14 protein-coding genes are annotated in these 17316 nt (G+C 69.7%); 9 read left to right on the top strand and 5 right to left on the bottom strand.

From position 1 onward, the window contains the following. The first annotated feature begins 63 nt into the window (after window positions 1-63). Window positions 64-1095: an AI-2E family transporter gene (locus ACIBEJ_RS18525; protein ID WP_397183945.1), complete on the top strand. Its 1032-nt coding sequence runs from the start codon at window positions 64-66 to the stop codon at window positions 1093-1095. Here ACIBEJ_RS18525 and ACIBEJ_RS18520 read toward each other — a convergent pair. From ACIBEJ_RS18520 to ACIBEJ_RS18510, 3 genes are read right to left on the bottom strand one after another with little or no spacing between them, the layout of a single operon-like run. Next, window positions 1079-1501 carry an ester cyclase gene (locus ACIBEJ_RS18520; RefSeq protein WP_397183944.1) on the bottom strand — a complete coding sequence of 141 codons (423 nt, stop codon included), beginning with the start codon at window positions 1499-1501 and terminating at the stop codon, window positions 1079-1081. The genes ACIBEJ_RS18525 and ACIBEJ_RS18520 overlap by 17 nt on opposite strands. Before the next feature lie 47 nt (window positions 1502-1548). Then, on the bottom strand, window positions 1549-2025 hold the full coding sequence (locus ACIBEJ_RS18515) for a GNAT family N-acetyltransferase (RefSeq protein ID WP_397183943.1): 477 nt from the start codon (window positions 2023-2025) through the stop codon (window positions 1549-1551). Next, complete coding sequence (locus tag ACIBEJ_RS18510) at window positions 2022-2654, bottom strand: HAD family hydrolase (RefSeq protein WP_397183942.1); 633 nt, start codon at window positions 2652-2654, stop codon at window positions 2022-2024. Before ACIBEJ_RS18510 ends, ACIBEJ_RS18515 begins: the two co-directional genes overlap by 4 nt. Window positions 2655-2967: 313 nt before the next feature. Here ACIBEJ_RS18510 and ACIBEJ_RS18505 point away from each other — a divergent pair, with 313 nt between their 5' ends. Both ACIBEJ_RS18505 and ACIBEJ_RS18500 read left to right on the top strand, forming a co-directional pair. Beyond that, window positions 2968-4341 (top strand): carbohydrate-binding protein, encoded by a 1374-nt coding sequence (locus tag ACIBEJ_RS18505; protein WP_397183941.1) that lies wholly within the window; start codon window positions 2968-2970, stop codon window positions 4339-4341. Between the two features lie 225 nt (window positions 4342-4566). After that, window positions 4567-7905 (top strand): S8 family serine peptidase, encoded by a 3339-nt coding sequence (locus tag ACIBEJ_RS18500; protein ID WP_397183940.1) that lies wholly within the window; start codon window positions 4567-4569, stop codon window positions 7903-7905. A 14-nt stretch (window positions 7906-7919) separates the two neighbouring features. On the opposite strand, the gene ACIBEJ_RS18495 is transcribed toward ACIBEJ_RS18500, so the two are convergent. Beyond that, a complete protein-coding gene (locus ACIBEJ_RS18495) occupies window positions 7920-8147 on the bottom strand; it encodes a hypothetical protein (RefSeq protein WP_397183939.1) in 228 nt (75 codons plus the stop codon). Window positions 8148-8238: 91 nt separating this feature from the next. Here ACIBEJ_RS18495 and ACIBEJ_RS18490 point away from each other — a divergent pair, with 91 nt between their 5' ends. Beyond that, window positions 8239-8613, top strand: a complete 375-nt coding sequence (locus ACIBEJ_RS18490; RefSeq protein ID WP_397183938.1) for an SgcJ/EcaC family oxidoreductase — start codon at window positions 8239-8241, stop codon at window positions 8611-8613. An 80-nt stretch (window positions 8614-8693) separates the two neighbouring features. After that, window positions 8694-10112, top strand: coding sequence for a WGR domain-containing protein (locus tag ACIBEJ_RS18485; protein ID WP_397183937.1), 1419 nt, complete (start codon window positions 8694-8696; stop codon window positions 10110-10112). Here the strand turns inward: ACIBEJ_RS18485 and ACIBEJ_RS18480 are convergent. Then, window positions 10109-10573, bottom strand: a complete 465-nt coding sequence (locus ACIBEJ_RS18480; RefSeq protein WP_397183936.1) for an Lrp/AsnC family transcriptional regulator — start codon at window positions 10571-10573, stop codon at window positions 10109-10111. The two genes, ACIBEJ_RS18485 and ACIBEJ_RS18480, sit on opposite strands and share 4 nt — an antisense overlap. A 121-nt stretch (window positions 10574-10694) precedes the next feature. Between ACIBEJ_RS18480 and ACIBEJ_RS18475 the strand changes: the two genes are divergently transcribed. The 4 genes from ACIBEJ_RS18475 to ACIBEJ_RS18460 all read left to right on the top strand — a co-directional run bounded on the left by ACIBEJ_RS18475 (window position 10695) and on the right by ACIBEJ_RS18460 (window position 17275). Beyond that, window positions 10695-13919, top strand: a complete 3225-nt coding sequence (locus ACIBEJ_RS18475) for an indolepyruvate ferredoxin oxidoreductase family protein (RefSeq protein WP_397183935.1) — start codon at window positions 10695-10697, stop codon at window positions 13917-13919. Between the two features lie 16 nt (window positions 13920-13935). Next, window positions 13936-15069: an acyl-CoA dehydrogenase family protein gene (locus ACIBEJ_RS18470; protein ID WP_397183934.1), complete on the top strand. Its 1134-nt coding sequence runs from the start codon at window positions 13936-13938 to the stop codon at window positions 15067-15069. A 272-nt stretch (window positions 15070-15341) separates the two neighbouring features. After that, window positions 15342-16664: an ATP/GTP-binding protein gene (locus tag ACIBEJ_RS18465; RefSeq protein ID WP_397183933.1), complete on the top strand. Its 1323-nt coding sequence runs from the start codon at window positions 15342-15344 to the stop codon at window positions 16662-16664. Then, complete coding sequence (locus ACIBEJ_RS18460) at window positions 16661-17275, top strand: RloB family protein (protein WP_397183932.1); 615 nt, start codon at window positions 16661-16663, stop codon at window positions 17273-17275. The genes ACIBEJ_RS18465 and ACIBEJ_RS18460 overlap by 4 nt, the downstream gene beginning before the upstream one ends. Window positions 17276-17316: the final 41 nt, after the last annotated feature.

Below are 17316 nucleotides of genomic sequence, written 5' to 3'. Positions count from 1 at the left end.
GCAGGATAGTGGTCGGCGCGTTGACCACGCTTCGCGGTCGTGAGCTGCCCTAACGTAGCGGCCATGCAACTGTCCCGTGGTCTGCGGCTGCTGATCGGCGTCGCCGCCGCCGTGGTCGCGCTCGCCGGGATCAAGCAGGTGAGCCAGATCGTCGGGCCCGCCTTCCTCGCGCTGACGCTGACCATCGCGGTCAGCCCGCTGCGCAGGTGGCTGACGCGCAGGGGCGCGCCCGGCTGGGTCACCGTGTTCGTGCCGCTGGCCACGGTCATCGTCGTCCTGGGCGCGCTGGCGCTGTCGCTGGTGGTGGCGCTGGCCCAGCTCGCCGAGCTGGTCCCCACCTACGCCGCCAAGTACCAGGAACTGCTGGCGTCGCTGACGGCCTGGCTCGGCCGGCTCGGCGTCACCCCGGAGCAGGCCAGGACGATCTTCAGCGGCTTCGACCTCGGTGAGGTCGTCAGGGCCGCGCAGGGGGTGCTGACCGGGCTGCTCGGCGTGGTGTCGGCGGTGGTGCTGATCGTGCTGCTGTTGTTCGGGATGAGCCTGGACGCGCGGTTCATGCACGAGGCGATCCAGCGGCTGTCCCCGTCGCCGCTGGTCTCCGCGCTGGCCGGGTTCGCCAAGGGCACCTGCGGCTATCTGGTCGTCTCGACGTTGTTCGGGCTGGTCGTGGCCGTGCTGGACACGGTGGCGCTGGCGGTGCTCGGCGTCCCGCTGCCGCTGCTGTGGGGGCTGCTGGCCTTCATCACCAACTACATCCCCAACATCGGCTTCATCATCGGGCTGGTGCCGCCGGCGCTGCTGGCGCTGCTGGACTCGGGGCCGGTCACCATGCTGTGGGTCATCGCCGTCTACTGCGCGCTCAACTTCGTGATCCAGTCGGTCATCCAGCCCAGGTACGCGGGCGCCTCGGCCGGGCTCTCGACCACGCTGACCATGCTGTCGCTGCTGGTGTGGACCTATGTGCTGGGGGCGCTCGGCGCGATCCTGGCGGTGCCGCTGAGCGCGTTCGTCCGTGCCGTGCTGATCGACGCCGATCCGGCCACCCGGTGGGCCACGCCGCTGGTCGCCGGGCGGGAGGTCACTCCCCGTCCATGAGCCCGAGCTGCTCCAGCAGGTCGGCGGGGTCCCAGTACTGGCGGAAGTCGGCGATCTTGCCGTCGTCCAGCTCGGCGAAGATCGCGCCGCGCAGCTCCAGCCGGCGGCCCGTGGGCTCGATCTCCAGGTCGTCGTCGAGCTTGAGCGGGCCGGTGTGCAGGGCGGTCATCGTCCACTCCGCCACCACCGAGCCGCCGGGGAACTCGACCGGCGCAGCCCGTACCTGGATGTCCGACAGGGCGTCGCTCCTGCCCACGGCCTCGGCGATGAGGTCCTCGATCGAGGCGATGTCCTCGCCCGCGCTCCAGCCGACCACGTCGGGGGAGTAGAACTTCCGGATCGCCGAGGCGTCGCCGGTCGCCGACGCGTTGAGCGCGCCGAGCAGGATGTTCGTAGCTTGTGCCATAAGTGGGTTCTTATCCGGAAACGAGGCAAGCACCGCTCAAGTCCGGGTCATGGCATGACGTAATGGTGCAACACGGCCGGTTGGCCGGCGTTGTTCAGCCAGGTCGCCCGGGTGATGGCCACGCGCCGCCAGCCGGTCCGCTCGTACAGGGCGATCGCGGCCACGCCCTCGTCGGAGACCTCCAGCGCCAGCGGGCCCTGCGCCTGCTCGCGCACGGTCGCCATCAGCTTCTCCGCCAGCCCTCTGCCCCGCCCGCGCGGCGTCACGAAGAGCCTGGCCACGCTCAGCGCCCGCGCGCCGCCGACGGCCGCGGCGACGGCGGGCTCCAGGTCCTCGGGAACCAGGCCCACGTGCCCGAGGACCGCTCCCGGGTCCACGGCGATCCACGCCCGGACCATGGACGGCGGAGCCAGCCAGCCGCGCGGATCCGCCGGCCACGAGACCGGATAGCCGTCGGCTTTCTGGACCTCGGCCAGCGCCGCGACGCAGGCGTCCAGATCGGCCTCCCGCCTGGGCCTGATCAACCGGCCACCGCCGCGGGGGTGAGGGCGTCCAGGTCGGGCAGCACCTTCCAGGCCAGCGCCAGCGCGTCGCCGGCGGGCGGGTAGACCGGGTGGGGGATGGCGATCACCCGCATGCCGGCCGCGTGCGCCGAGCGCAGCCCGTTGCTGGAGTCCTCCACGGCCGCGCACCGGTCCGGCGCCACGCCCAGCTCACGGGCGGCGGCCAGATAGCCGTCGGGGGCGGGCTTGCCACGCTCGACCTCCTCGGTGGAGACGGTCGCCGCGAAGTGCGCGCCGAGCCCGGTCTCGGCCAGCACCGCGTCGATCAGCGCGCGCGGCGAGGAACTGGCCAGTCCCAGCGGCACCGCCGCCGCCATCCGCGCCACCGCCTCGACCGCGCCGGGCAGCAGCGGGACCCCCTTGTCGTGGTAGCGGGCCTTCATGTGCTCGATCACCCCGCGCGCGATCTCGTCCGGCGGCAGCTCCACGCCCAGCTCATGCAGGTACGCCGCCCACTCACCGGTGCTCATGCCCATGAGCCTGGACTGGGTGTCGGGCCGCCAGACGCCGCCGTGCTCGGCGACGAAGGCACGGCGCACCTCCTCCCAGACCGGTTCGGAGTCGACGAGCACGCCATCAAGGTCGAACACACAGGCTTCCACCCCACCAGGGTACGGAGCCTGAGGCGGGTTTCTCCGGCCGGAGTCACCTGACCAGGTGGTTCACCCGCGTCTACAGGCGTTTGTCGGCTGTCAAGCTCTCTGGCATAACGTGATGCTGGGACCAGATGTTATGGTCCGGCCACCGCCGTTCACCGGATCTTCAATCATGCGCTCCACCTGCGGAAACGCTCATTCTCTCGTGCTGCCATAACGCGCTGTTCCTAACAGGTTGATATGCCCGGAAAGGCGACTTTCCCCTTTACGTTGACGGCGCGCCCCCCAATTCGAGGAGAGAAACCCCATGCTCCGCAGGCACGTCGTGGGGATGAGCGTCGCGCTCGCCCTCACCCTGGCAGTCGTCCCGGTGGTGGCCTTCGCCGCCTCCGCCGGCGAACCCCCCAACCCCTATGCGCAGGCGCGCGAACAGGCCGCCGTCGTCGCCAACCCCGACCCCAAGGTCGTCGCCGCGCTGCAGCGCGACCTCGGCCTGACCGCCGACCAGGCGCTGGCCAGGCTGGTCAACGAGGCCGCCGCCGCCCAGGTGGAGGCGGACTACGCCGCCCGGCTGGGCACCAACTTCGGCGGTCTCTGGGTGACCGGCCCCACCGCCGAACTGGTCCTGGCCACCACCCAGTCCGCCGGCTTCTCGCAGATCACCGAGCTGGGCGCCAAACCGGTGCTGGTGTCCCACTCGGTCAACGACCTGAAGGCCGTCGTCGACCGCTTCGACAGGCTGGCCCGCCGCATGCCCGGCGGCGTGCACGTCTGGTACGCCGACATCACCGCCAACAAGGTCGTCCTCCAGGCCAAGGACCTCGTCGCCGCGCAGAAGTTCGTCGACTCCAGCGGCGTCAACGCGGCGCTGGTCCAGGTCCAGAAGTCGGTGGAGCAGCCCAGGCCGTTCTACGACGTGCGCGGCGGCGACGCCTACTACATCGGCAGCAGCAGCCGCTGCTCGGTGGGCTTCGCCGTGAACCGGCCCGGCAGCCAGGGCGGCTTCGTCACCGCCGGCCACTGCGGCAACACCGGCGCCACCACGACCGGCTTCAACCGCGTCGCGCAGGGCACCTTCCGCGGCTCGTCCTTCCCCGGCAACGACTACGCCTGGGTCGAGGTCAACAGCCAGTGGACGCCCACCAACCTGGTGAACGGCTACAGCCAGGGCAACATCACCATCACCGGATCGACGCAGGCCCCGGTCGGCGCCTCGATCTGCCGCTCCGGCTCGACCACCCAGTACCACTGCGGCACGATCGGCGCGCACAACACCAGCGTCACCTACCCGCAGGGCACGATCACCGGCGTCACCCGGACCTCGGTCTGCGCCGAGCCCGGCGACTCCGGCGGCTCCTTCTTCTCCGGCAACCAGGCGCAGGGCGTCACCTCCGGCGGCTCCGGCAACTGCTCCAGCGGCGGAACGACCTTCCACCAGCCGGTGAACGAGATTCTGCAGACGTACGGGCTCACGCTCCCCGGCGGCGGCGGAACCTCCACGCCGACCTCGACCTCCACCCCCACCGGGACGCCTCCCGGCGGGACCTGGGCGCCTTGGACCGCGTACGCGGCCGGTGCGACCGTCACCTATGACGGCGCCTCCTACCGGTGCCTGCAGTCCCACACCTCCCAGCCTGACTGGACACCGCCGGCCGTCCCTGCGCTCTGGCAGCGGATGTAGTCCGGTAGGCGAGCGCCCCCGGAGCGGCGGCTCCCGGGGCGCTCGATCATTGTTTGGCCAGGGTGACACTTGCCATGCTGACGCCGTCAGGGCTGGCAACTTCCCCCTCTAGGCCGGATTCGACCTGCGAATTAGGCTCCGCATTTGGCATGTCACCCGCGGGGCGGGCGTCGAGGTGACACCCCTCCCGTCGGGTACTCAGCAGCCCTTCAGGGAGGTTTCTCAGTGCCGAGCAATCCCCGTTTATCCGTCGCCGGACGCTTAGCCGCGGGCGCCGCGGCTCTCGCCCTCGTCCTCACGGCGACGCCGCCCGCCCTCGCGGGCCCGACACCCACCCCGGTGGACAAGTGGCGCGTCACGCCGCTCACCGGCGGCCAGCTCGTCGACGGCGACAAGTCCGCCACCGGCAAGCTCGCGAAGAACGACGCCGCGCTGCTCAGCGCCACCAGTGCCGGTGAAGTGAACGTGATGGTCAAGCTCGACTACGACGCGCTCGCGGCGTACCGGGGCGGGCTCAAGGGCCTGCCGGCCACCAGCCCCTCGGCCACCGGCAAGGCGCTCGACGCGGACGGCGCCGACGCGAAGAAGTACGAGACGCACATCACGAAGATCGAGAACGACTTCCTCGCGGCCCTCGGCAGGGACGTCCCCGCCGCCAAGCCGGGACAGAAGCTCCGGATCGTGTACGGCGGCATCGCCCTGCGCCTGCCCGCCAACCAGGCCAAGAACCTGGTCAAGCTGCCCGGCGTCGCCGCGGTCCAGTCCGACGCGCCCGAGCAGATGCTCACCGACGCCAGCCCCGCCTTCATCGGCGCCCCCGCCATCTACAACAAGCTCGGCGGCGCGCCCAGCTCCGGCAAGGGCGTCAACGTCGGCATCCTCGACTCCGGCGCCTGGCCCGAGCACCCGTCCTTCGCCGACCCCGGCAACCTGCCGGCGCCCGGCCCCACCAAGGACGGCACGCCGCGCGTCTGCGACTTCGGCGACAACCCGCTCACCCCGGCTCCCGACGTGTTCGCCTGCAACAACAAGCTGATCGGCGGCGGACCGTTCCTCGACACCTACAACGCCGTCATCGGCGGCGAGGTGTACCCGGACTCCGCGCGTGACTCCAACGGTCACGGCACCCACACCGCCACCACCTCGGCTGGCGGCCCGGTCGCCGACGCCAACCCGCTCGGCATCAGCCGCGGCCCCATCCACGGCATCGCGCCCGCCGCGCAGGTGTCGGTCTACAAGGTCTGCGGCGCCGAGGGCTGCTTCCCCTCCGACTCCGCGCAGGCCGTCGGCCGGGCGATCCTCGACGGCGTCCGGGTGATCAACTTCTCGATCTCCGGCGGCACCGACCCCTACAGCGACCCGGTCGAGCTGGCCTTCCTCGACGCGTACGCCGCCGGTGTGCTGGTGTCGGCCTCGGCGGGCAACGACGGGCCGGGCGCCGCCACGGTCAACCACGTCAGCCCGTGGGTTACCACGGTCGCCGCCTCGACGCAGACGCGGACCTTCCGTTCCACGGTCACGCTCAAGGGCGCCGGCACCGCCACCGCCACGGTCTCCGGCTCCACCGTCACCGCGGGTGTCACCACTCCCGCGCCGGTGGTGCTCGCCTCGGCGCCGCCGTACTCGAACGCGCTGTGCACGACGCCGGCACCGCCCGGACTGTTCTCCGGGAAGATCGTCGCGTGCGAGCGCGGGCCGAACCGCGTGCTCAAGGGCTTCAACGTCAAGCAGGGCGGCGCCGTGGGCATGCTGCTCTACAACTCGACGCCGCTCGACATCATGACCGACAACCACTGGCTGCCGACCGTCCACCTGGACAAGCCCGACGGTGACGCGCTGCTGGCGTTCCTCGCGGCCAACCCCGGCACCACCGCCTCGTTCGCGCAGGGCACGAAGACCACGTGGCAGGGCGACGCCATCACCACGTTCTCCTCGCGTGGCCCCGGCGGCGACTTCCTCAAGCCCGACGTCACCGCGCCCGGCCTGCACATCCTGGCCGGCACGACGCCGACGCCGGAGAGCCCGCTGGAGGGCCCGCCCGGCAACCTGTACCAGAGCATCGCCGGTACCTCGATGTCCTCGCCGCACGTGGCCGGCTCGGCCGCGCTCGTCTTCGCCCTCAACCCCGGCTGGACGCCCGGCCAGGTCAAGTCGGCGCTGGAGAGCACCGCCACCACCAAGGTCACCAAGCAGGACCGGACCACCCCGGCCGACCCGTTCGACTTCGGCGGCGGGCGCATCGACCTCACCAAGGCCGGCGACCCCGGCCTGACCATGGACGAGAGCGCCGCCAACTTCGTGGCCGCCGAGACCGACACCCTCAACCGCATCGACCTCAACCTGCCGTCGGTGAACGCGCCCACGATGCCCGGTGTCATCACCGCCAAGCGCACGCTCACCAACGTCACCAACAAGACGCTCACGTTCACCGCCACCGGCACGACCGTGAACGGCGCGCAGATCGCCGTCCTGCCGCCGCTCATCGTGGTCAAGCCGGGCAAGAGCGCCAAGGTGGAGATCGTGATCGCCGCTCCCGACCTGCCCGACGGCCAGTACTTCGGCCAGGTCAACCTCAAGCAGGTCGGTGGCTCGCGCAACCTGCACCTGCCGGTCGCGTTCTTCCGCAAGGAGGGCGCCGTCCCGATCGACCAGACCTGCGCGCCGGCCGCGATCCCGCTCAACACCGGCGAGTCGGTCTGCACGGTCTCCGTCCAGAACAACACGCTCCAGGACGCCGAGGTCACCGCGCTCAGCACGCTCGACGGCAAGCTGCGCCTCAACTCGGTCACCGGCGCCACCAAGGTCGGCAGCCAGATCGCCACCACCAAGCAGACCCTGGCCGCCCGCCAGCCGGACAAGCCCGGCATCGCCCCCGGCGCCAGCCCGGCCGGCTACCTGCCGCTGAGCGACTTCGGCATCGCGCCGGTCCCCATCGGTGACGAGCAGGCGCTCAACTTCACCGTCCCGCCGTACGTCTACGCGGGCAAGACCTACAACCGCATCGGCATCGTCTCGAACGGCTACAGCGTGGCCGGCGGCACGAGCGGCAGCGAGGACATCTCCTTCACGCCGCAGACCCTGCCCGACCCGGCCCGTCCGAACAACGTCCTGGCCTCGTACTGGACCGACCTCGACGGCACCGGCGCCCCGGGCATCTACGCCGCGACCCTCACCGACGGCGTCAGCACGTGGCTGGTGCTCGAATGGCGGGTCAACCTGTTCGGCACCTCGGCGCAGAAGGTCTTCCAGCAGTGGATCGGTGTCAACGGCACCGAGGACATCAGCTACGCCTACGACCCGGCCAACCTGCCCGGTGCCCCGCCGGCCGCGTTCGGCCTGACGGTCGGCGCGGAGAACGACGAGGGTACGGCCGGCGGCCAGATCACCGGCCCGCCCACCACCGACCTCCGCGTCACCAGCACGCCGGGCGCGCCCGGCGGCACCCTCACCTACACGATGAAGGTGAAGGGCGTGGTCAAGGGAGTCGGCTCCGTCACCACCGCCACCTCGACCCCGCAGGTGAAGGGGATCACCGTGGAGGTGGACAAGATAACCGTCCAGTAGCAGCCCGTCGTTCGTCATGAGGGGTCCGGCCGCGTGCCGGGCCCCTCGTGCATGTGCCGAGGCTTCTCCGCCCGCGCCCACAGCACCCCGGGCAGCGCGGTCACGTCGACCCCGTCGGCCACCACGACCGCCTGGCCGGGCCTGAGCTGCCTGAGCACCCGCACCCCGGCGACCTCCGCGACGGCCGCTCGGAACTCCTCCAGCGAGCGGTCGATCCCGACCACATAAGCGACCTTGGCCACCCGTTCACGCTACCCCGCCCTTGCGGAGCGCTCCGCTCCGGTTTACAGTCTTTATCGGAGCACAGCGCTCCGATAAAGGAAGGATGGGATCATGGAAGACGCGATCCGTGAGCTGGTGGCCGACGCCTCCCGCCACCAGAGCGACCCCGAGCCGTTCCTGGCCCTGCACACCGACGACACGAGCATCGTGAACTTCGGCGGGCGCCGCGTGCTGGGCAAGGAGGCGGTCGGCCAGGCCATGAGGGCGGCGCTGGCGACGCCGCTGGCCAAGGTGGTGACGAGCGTGGAGGTGGCCGACATCAGGTTCGTACGGCCGGACGTGGCCATCGTGGGCGTGCGGAAGAAGGTCTCCGACGAACGCGACGGCGACTCGGTGCACGCCACGGAGGGTTGGCTGACGTACGTCGTGGTGGAGAACGAGGGCACCTGGAAGATCGCCTCCGCCCAGACCACCCCGATCCTGTAGACCCTCGGGAAATCTGTCGCCGGGTTGCTCTAGTCTCCGGGGCAAATGGATCAAGTCCCGGGCAAACTGGAGAAGCGCACATGACCTACCTCGAGCTGTCTGAAGACGGCGGCGGAGCGCACAAGTTCTACGAGGTGACCGTCGCGGGCACGCAGGTCACGATCACCTACGGGCGCATCGGCGAGTCGGGTCAGACGAAGGTCACCGCCTTCCCCAGCGAGGCCAAGGCCCAGGCCGCGGCGGCCAAGAAGATCGGGGAGAAGACCAGGAAGGGGTACGCCGCCGCCGTACGCGGAGTGCGCCAGCGCAGGGCCATCACCCGCAGGGCCATGGCGAGCACGCGCTCGACCGCACAGCAGGCCCCGGTGCTGTGGCGCTTCGACAGCGGCGCGGCGGCGTTCGGGATCTTCGTGGACGGCGAGCGCTGCTGGGTCGGCAACCAGCGCGGCGACGTCTACACCGTCACCCACTCCGGCACCGTGACCGGCCGCTTCCGGCTGCCCGACGGCGTCAAGTGCATCGTGGCCGACGACTTCTGGATCTACGCCGGCTGCGACGACGGCCGCGTCTACGACCTGAGCGGCAAGGTGCCCAGGTCGGCCTACGAGATCGCCGCGGACGTGGACATCTACTGGCTGGACATCCACGACGGCGTGCTGGGCGTGTCGGACCGGGCGGGGCGGATCACCACGATCGACTACGAGGACGAGTTCCAGTGGGCCCGCTCCGGCTCCGGCGACTCCGCCTGGATGGTCAGGTGTGACGAGGACACCGTCTACCACGGCCACTCCAACGGCGTGGCCCGCTACGACACCGCCGACGGCACGCTCGTCTGGGAGAACAAGCTCGCCGGCGACGTGCTGTTCGGCTGGCAGGAGGAGCACTCCATCTACGCCGGTACGGCCCGCCGCACCGTCCACCGCCTGGCCAAGGGCGACGGCCGGGTGGAGGCGGTCTACCAGTGCGACGGCGCGGTCTACTCCTGTGCCACCTCGCCGGGCGGCCGCCACGTGTTCGCCGGCGACAACCACTCCTCGGTCTACTGCTTCGACGCCTCCGGCGAGCGGTTGTGGAAGCTGGCGACCGGCTGCGGTTCGGCGTTCTCAATGCAGTTCCTGGACGACCGCCTCTACATCGTGACCACGGACGGCTCGCTGGCCTGCATCGACGCGAGCGAGGCGGCCATCGCGGCGGCCCGCGCGGGCGACGTGCCGCAGCCGCTGGACGTGAAGGCGGCGGCGTCGCTGGAGGTCGTCGAGCCGTCGGCGGTGCTGGAGACCGTCGTGGAGACCGTGGCGGGCGAGGGCGTCGTCGTGGAGTGCGTCAGGGAGGGCGAGCGGCTGCGGGTACGCGTGGTCAGCCCCGGCTTCGAGTCGTGGAACGTGCAGTTCCCGAAGACGGTGCGCGAGGCGGGCGCCCGCTACCTGGTCGACGGCGTGCGCCCGGCCGGCCGCGGCGGCTTCTACCGCGCCTACGGCGAGATCAGGCGGCTGCTCTAGCCGCCCCGGCGGGGGTTGCGCAGCGCGTCGCGGGTCCAGGAGCCCAGCACCATGAGCGTCTTGGTGCCCGTGACGTTGCCGGTCCTGCGCAGGCCGTCGATGATCTGCTGGAGGTGGTCCAGGTCGCGTACCCGCAGGTGGATGAGCGCGTCGGGGTCGCCGGCGATCGTGAAGACGGCCTGGATCTCCGGGACCGCGGTGGTCGAGCGGAGGATCTCGCTGACCGGGGTGGCGCCCGAGTAGCGGACCTCGGTGAACGCCTCGATGCCCCAGCCGAGCTTGGCGTAGTCCACCTGGACGGTGAAGCCGGTGATCACGCCGGTCTCGCGCAGCCGGTCCACCCTGCGCTTGACGGCCGCGACGGACAGGCCCACCTCCGCGGCCATCTCGGAGAAGGTCCTGCGACCGTCCTCACGCAGCAGCCGCAGCAGCCGGTGGTCTATGTCGTCGATCTCGCTCACGGCCGCTCCTCACGCAAACCAGGGCGCTCGAAGTGCCAGCCCTCGCAAACTATTTGCGTCTTTATCGCATTATGTCCCCTGATACTTGTGCAAGCACTGCCGTGATTGCTCCACTTGGCGCATGGTGGCCTTGGAAGACACGGTGGCGTTGGACGACAAGTACACGGCCCGCGACGGGCGCGTGCTGCTCTCGGGCATCCAGGCGCTGGTACGGCTCACGCTGGAGCAGCGCCGCATCGACGAGGAGCGCGGCCTCGACACGCGCGTCTTCGTCTCCGGTTACCAGGGCTCGCCCCTGGGCGGCGTCGACATGGAGATGGCCCGCGCCGCCCGGCACCTCGATCCTGCCGGCGTCGTCTTCCGCCCCGGGCTCAACGAAGAGCTCGCCGCCACGGCCGTCGCCGGCACCCAACTGCTCGGAGTGGCGCCAGGGCGCAGGCACGACGGCATCACCGGCTTCTGGTACGGCAAGAACCCCGGCCTCGACCGCGCCGCCGACGCCATCCGGCACGCCAACGTGGCCGGCACCGCGGCCAAGGGCGGCGCGGTCGCGTGGATCGGGGACGACCCCGGCTGCAAGTCCTCGACCGTGCCGAGCTCGTGCGAGCCGATGTGCCAGAGCATGTTCATGCCTTTGCTGGTGCCCGGCTCGGTCGCGGAGATCGTCGAGTTCGGGCTGCACGCGGTGGCGATGTCGCGGGCCAGCGGCCTCTGGGTCGGGCTGAAGATCGTCGCGGACGTGGCCGACGCCTCCGCCACCGTCGACCTGGACGCGCTGCGCCCCGAGCTGCCCGCCCACGACCGCGCCGACACCAAGCCGCCCACGCTGGTGGGGCCCGCCGCCCTGGACGCCGAGTACGACCTGCTCACCCGCCGCCTCGACCTGGCCCGCGCCTACGCGCGCGCCGCGGGTCTCAACCGCGTGCTGTTCAGCGCGCGCCAGGCCAAGCTCGGCATCGTCGCCTCCGGTACGGCTCTCGCCGCCGCCGAGCGCGCCCTGGCCGACGCCGGGGTGGACCTGGAGGAGCGGGGCATCAGGCTGGTCCGGATCGGCATGCCGTACCCGCTGGACCGGGAGGAGTTGCTCGGCCTGCTCGACGGGCTGGAGGAGGTGCTGGTCGTCGAGGACAAGGTGCCGTTCCTGGAGAACCACCTCAAGGCCGCCCTCTACGGCAGCGAGCAGGCGCCGAAGGTGCGCGGGCTGCTGCCGCTGCGCGGGACGGTCGGCGCGGCCGACGTCGCCAAGGCGCTGGGCCTGGGCAAGGCGGCCCGCCGCTCGCGCATGCTGCCGGTGGTGGCCGCCCGCACGCCGTACTTCTGCTCGGGCTGCCCGCACAACATCTCCACCCGCACCGACGACAGCACGCTGGTCGGCGTCGGCATCGGCTGCCACGCCATGATCGCGCTGGACGGCGACGCCCGCGGCACCCAGCTCGGGCTCACCCAGATGGGCGGTGAGGGGGCGCAGTGGATCGGGCTGGCGCTGTTCACCGATGACCGGCATTTCGTGCAGAACCTCGGAGACGGCACCTTCCACCACTCCGGCTCGCTGGCGATCCGGGCCGCGGTGGCCGCCGGGGTGTCCATGACGTACAAGCTGCTCTACAACGACGCCGTCGCCATGACCGGCGGCCAGCGCGCCGAGGGGCGGCTCGCCATCCCCGAGCTGACGCGGTGGCTGGCCATCGAGGGCGTGCGCCGCGTGGTGATCACGACCGCGGACCCCTCCTCCTACCGAGGGGTCCGGCTCGACCCGGTCGCGACGGTACGGCACCGCGACGACTTCGCCGACACCGAACGCGAGCTCGCCCAGGTGGACGGCGTCACCGTGCTGATCCACGACGACCGGTGCGCCGCCGAGGAACGCCGGCTGCGCAAGCGCGGCAAGCTGCCCACCCCGGCCGAACTGGTCGTCATCAACGAGCGGGTCTGCGAGGGCTGCGGCGACTGCGGGGAAAAGTCCACGTGCCTGTCGGTTCAACCGGTGGAGACTGAGTTCGGGCGTAAGACCCGGATCCACCAGCCGTCGTGCAACTCCGACCTGAGCTGCCTGAAGGGCGACTGCCCGTCGTTCCTGCTGGTCGAGCCAGGTCCGCGCAAGAGCAAGCCGATCCCGCCGCCGCCCGTCGGCCTGCCTGAGCCGACGCCCCGCTTCACCGGCACGGTCACGCTGCGCATGCCCGGCATCGGCGGCACCGGCGTCGTGACGGTCTCGCAGATCCTGCAGATGGCCGCGCACCTCGACGGCCTGCACGCCGCCGGGCTGGAGCAGACCGGGCTGGCGCAGAAGGGCGGTCCGGTCATCAGCGACGTGCGCGTCTCGCCCGAGCCGATCACCGGGGCGGTCAAGGCCACCAGGGCGGACGTCCTGATCGGCTTCGACCTGCTCGGCGCCGCCGCCGAGGGCAACCTGGGCGTGCTGGTCAAGGACCACACCGTCGCGGTGGTCAACACCGCGGTCGTGCCGACGGCCGAGATGGTGACCGGCCGGGCCGTGGTGCCGGGCGCGCAGGCGGCGCTCGACCGAATCGAGACCGCGACCCGCGACAACCTCTACCTGGACGCGCAGGCGCTGGCCGAGGAGCTGTTCGGGGACCACATGCCGGCGAACATGCTGCTCGTCGGGGCCGCGTACCAGCACGGCTGCCTGCCGATGAGCGCCGCGGCCATCGAGGGCGCGATCCGCCTGAACGGCGCGGCCGTCGAGAAGAACCTCGCCGCCTTCGCCCACGGCAGAGCCGCCGCGCTGCAGCAGCCGAGTGAGGAAAAGTCACAGTCCTTCGCCGAGATCCTGGCGATCAGGACAGACGACCTCACGGCCTACCAGAACGCCGACTACGCCCGCACCTACGCCGACGACGTCCAGCAGGTCGCCGAACTGGCCGCCGACGAGGACGTCGCCATCGCCTACGCCAAGGGCCTGTACAAGCTCATGGCCTACAAGGACGAGTACGAGGTCGCCAGGCTCCACCTCGAGACCGAGTTCGCCCCGGAGGACAAGGTCGCGGTCCTGCTCCACCCGCCGATCCTGCGCGCCCTGGGCATGAAGCGGAAGATCAAGCTGCGCCGTACCGCGAAGCCGGTGTTCCGGACGCTGCGGGCCGCGCGCTTCCTGCGCGGCACCGCCCTCGACCCCTTCGGCTACGCTCACGTACGCCGGGTGGAGCGCGAGCTCATCCACGAATACCGCACCCTGGTGCGTACCGCCCTCGCCGCGGGCACGAGCGCGGAGGCGGTCGCCGAGATCGCCGCGCTGCCTGACATGATCCGCGGGTACGAGGACATCAAGCTCGCCCGGGTCGCGGACTTCCGTGAGCGCGCCCGCATGGCCCTGGCCGGACTCTGAGATCGGAGACAGACACGTGGCCGTATCCCGCCTCCTCCCCAGCCAGGAAGCGCACGACCTGCTCGACCTGACCCGTTCGATGGCCGACAAGGAGCTCGCGACCCGCGTGGAGGAGCATGAGCGGGCCGAGACGTACCCGGCCGGACTTTTCGCGAAATTGGGCGAAGTTGGGCTGCTTGGGTTGCCTTATCCGGAAGAGCTGGGTGGGGGCGGCCAGCCGTACGAGGTCTATCTGCAGGTCCTGGAGGAGCTGGCGGCCCGCTGGGCCGCCGTCGCGGTCGCGGTCAGCGTCCACACGCTCGCCTGCTTCCCCCTCAAGCAGTACGGCACGCCGGAACAGATCGACCGCTGGCTCCCCGACATGCTGGCCGGACGCCAGATCGGCGGCTACAGCCTGTCCGAGCCCCAGGCTGGATCCGACGCCGGAGCCCTGACCTGCAAGGCCGAGAAGGTAGAGAACGGCTACCGCATCACCGGCACCAAAGCCTGGATCACCCACGGCGGCATAGCCGACTTCTACGCCCTGTTCGCCCGCACCGGCGAGGGCAACCGGGGCATCTCCTGCTTCCTGGCCCCCGGCGCCGTGGACGGCCTCACCTTCGGCCGCCCCGAGGAGAAGATGGGCCTGCACGCCATCCCCACCACCACCGCCCACTGGGACGGCGCCATCCTGGACTCCGGCCGCCTCCTGGGCACGGAGGGCCAGGGCCTCCAGATCGCCTTCAGCGCCCTGGACTCCGGCCGGCTGGGCATCGCCGCCTGCGCCACCGGCCTGGCCCAGGCCGCCCTGGACGCGGCGGTGGCGTACGCGAAGGAACGGACCACGTTCGGCCGCAAGATCATCGACCACCAGGGCCTGGCTTTCGTCCTGGCCGACATGGCCGCCGCCGTGGACGCCGCCCGCGCCACCTACCTCGACGCCGCCCGCCGCCGAGACGCCGACCTCCCCTACAGCCGGCAGGCATCGGTGGCCAAACTGGTCGCCACAGACGCCGCGATGAAGGTGACCACAGACGCCGTGCAGGTGTTCGGCGGTTACGGTTACACGCGCGACTTCCCGGTCGAGCGCTACATGCGCGAAGCCAAGATCATGCAGATCTTCGAGGGCACGAACCAGATCCAGCGCCTGGTGATCTCCCGCAACCTCTGACCGGGCTTGAGTCCGCACGCTCTGAACCGTGCGGGAAGGCGGTCGTCCGCATCAACCCGTCTTTCGGCCTGGTTCAGGAGCGGCACCGGATTGGCGGTGCGGTGCGCTGCGTTTGAGGGTCGATCGTTGAGGTCATGGCGACGGCATACATCCCGTGCCATACTCCCGCCTTGCCGCTCCGTGAACGGAGACTGGTTTAAGTACGATTGAAAAATCGCAGGTTTCCAGCAATACTTGGCCCTATGACGCGCCCTGGAGCAGGTCTACTCTCGATGCTTCTGGCGTTCCGGGCCGGAAATATCCACTCGTTCCGCGATGAGTTGGACTTCTCGATGGAAGCGACAGCTCAAGCCGAGGAGGGTGTGCCCCGCGAGGTGCGATGGCATCAGAAGGTTGGCAGCACCCTGAAGGTGCTCCCGGCTGCTGGCGTATTCGGGGCGAATGGATCAGGAAAGACGAACCTCCTGCGAGCGATGACAGCGCTGCGCGAGCACGTTCTGTTCTCGTTCCGATCCGGTGATCCTGCGGGTGGGGTGCACCGGCAGCACTTTCGTCTTGATCCTGCCGCCGATGACAGGCCGACCAAATTCGAGATCGATCTCATCTTGGATGGGGTCCGCTACGAGTATGGCGTCAGCATGGATAGCGAGAAGATCATCCGCGAATGGGCATCCCACTCGCCTAAGGGGCGGCCGGCGCTGCTGTTCGAGCGTTGCTATGGAAGTCCCATAACCTTCCCGGCTGGCAAGCGAGCACTTGGACGAGCTGTCGAGCGCATCACCAGGCCGAACTCACTGTTCCTCTCGGCTGCTGCGGCGAGCGGACATCCCGATCTCCTTCCCCTCTTCGGATGGTTTGAGCGGAATCTGATGCTGGCGGAGGCGTCGAGTCGACCTCAGCGGTGGGCGTATACCACCCAGCTGTTGCATGACAAGGAAACACGCGACAGCGTTCACGCCCTCATCCGCGCGGCGGATCTGGGAATCTCCAATGTCCGAATCCAGCCACTTGATCCAAAGGTACTTGACCGGATCCGGCGGGCCGTACTGATCTTGGCGGGTCGAGAGGACGACGCGGACGGATTTCCGGAAATCGACCTAACTGAGCTCGGCCTGGTTCTGAGCCACCGGGGTGTCAAAGAGGACGTGGAATTCGGAGTCGCCGAAGAGTCGCTCGGAACCCTTGTGTGGTTGGGGATCGTAGGCCCTGTGGTCGCTGCCCTGCAGGCGGGGACCGTCCTCCTCGTCGACGAACTGGAATCCAGCCTCCATCCGACGCTTGTGGAGCGCCTCGTTGCCCTCTTCCAGGACCCAGATGCGAACCTCAAAGGAGCACAACTGGTCTTCAGCTCACACGCTGCCACGCTCCTGGGGAGCGGTTCGGGTAGTCGCCCGCTGGGACGCGATCAGATCTGGCTCACGGAGAAGCGGTCCGACGGGAGCAGTTGCCTGTATCCACTCTCGGATCTGTCGCCACGGCGGGAGGAGTCGATCGCCAAGCGATACCTGTCCGGCCGATACGGAGCTACGCCGATCGTGAGTCACGAGGAGTTCGTAGAGGTTGCCCGCCTCATGACAACCTGCGGTCGCGAATGACGCGCAGGAGTGGCCGCTCACAGAAGCCCCAATCGAAGATCGCCCGGCGGCGCTCGCTGCGCGTATACACCGAGGGCAAACGCACCGAGGTGCTCTACCTACAGCATTGGCATCGTCTTTTCAGAGATCAGGTACTGGTCACGATCGACGAATTTCATGGGACACCCCTTCCCCTCGTACGCGAAGCGGCAAAGAGGAAACGGGAGGACGAGCGGGACCAGAGGCGAGGCCGGGGCGACGCGTTCGATGAATACTGGTGCATGTTCGACGTCGACGAGCATCCTGGGCTAACAGCCGCAATGGTCATGGCCGGCGCCAATGGGATCAACATTGCGGTCTCCAACCCATGCTTGGAACTGTGGTTCATGCTCCACTTTCAGGATCAATACGCAGCGATCGACCGTAAGGTCGCGCAGACCATCGCGGCAACACAGCTCAACTGCGGCAAGGTTCTGTCCCCCCACGCGCTACAACATTTAGAGGAACAGTACGAACTGGCTGTCGAGCGTGCTCAGAAGCTCGACAGCAAGCATGAGGGTGATGGTTCGCCCGAGGGCTCCAATCCCAGCTCGAGCGTGTGGCGATTGGTCAACCGCATCCGAAGTCAGTAGATCTCGTTGATCCGCTCGGCCAGTACTCCGTCGCATCGCGC

The organism is Nonomuraea sp. NPDC050790, from assembly GCF_044456745.1.
Lineage (GTDB): Bacteria > Actinomycetota > Actinomycetes > Streptosporangiales > Streptosporangiaceae > Nonomuraea.
Note: the sequence above shows the minus strand (reverse complement) of the source record. Positions and strands in the feature narration are given on the sequence as shown.

Excerpts from the sequence above, each read along its gene's own strand:
- ACIBEJ_RS18475 (WP_397183935.1), top strand. The coding sequence starts at position 10,695 with ATGGTGGCCTTGGAAGACACGGTGGCGTTGGACGACAAGTACACGGCC.
- ACIBEJ_RS18520 (WP_397183944.1), bottom strand. The coding sequence starts at position 1,501 with ATGGCACAAGCTACGAACATCCTGCTCGGCGCGCTCAACGCGTCGGCG.
- ACIBEJ_RS18490 (WP_397183938.1), top strand. The coding sequence starts at position 8,239 with ATGGAAGACGCGATCCGTGAGCTGGTGGCCGACGCCTCCCGCCACCAG.
- ACIBEJ_RS18460 (WP_397183932.1), top strand. The coding sequence starts at position 16,661 with ATGACGCGCAGGAGTGGCCGCTCACAGAAGCCCCAATCGAAGATCGCC.
- ACIBEJ_RS18525 (WP_397183945.1), top strand. The coding sequence starts at position 64 with ATGCAACTGTCCCGTGGTCTGCGGCTGCTGATCGGCGTCGCCGCCGCC.
- ACIBEJ_RS18505 (WP_397183941.1), top strand. The coding sequence starts at position 2,968 with ATGCTCCGCAGGCACGTCGTGGGGATGAGCGTCGCGCTCGCCCTCACC.
- ACIBEJ_RS18465 (WP_397183933.1), top strand. The coding sequence starts at position 15,342 with ATGCTTCTGGCGTTCCGGGCCGGAAATATCCACTCGTTCCGCGATGAG.
- ACIBEJ_RS18485 (WP_397183937.1), top strand. The coding sequence starts at position 8,694 with ATGACCTACCTCGAGCTGTCTGAAGACGGCGGCGGAGCGCACAAGTTC.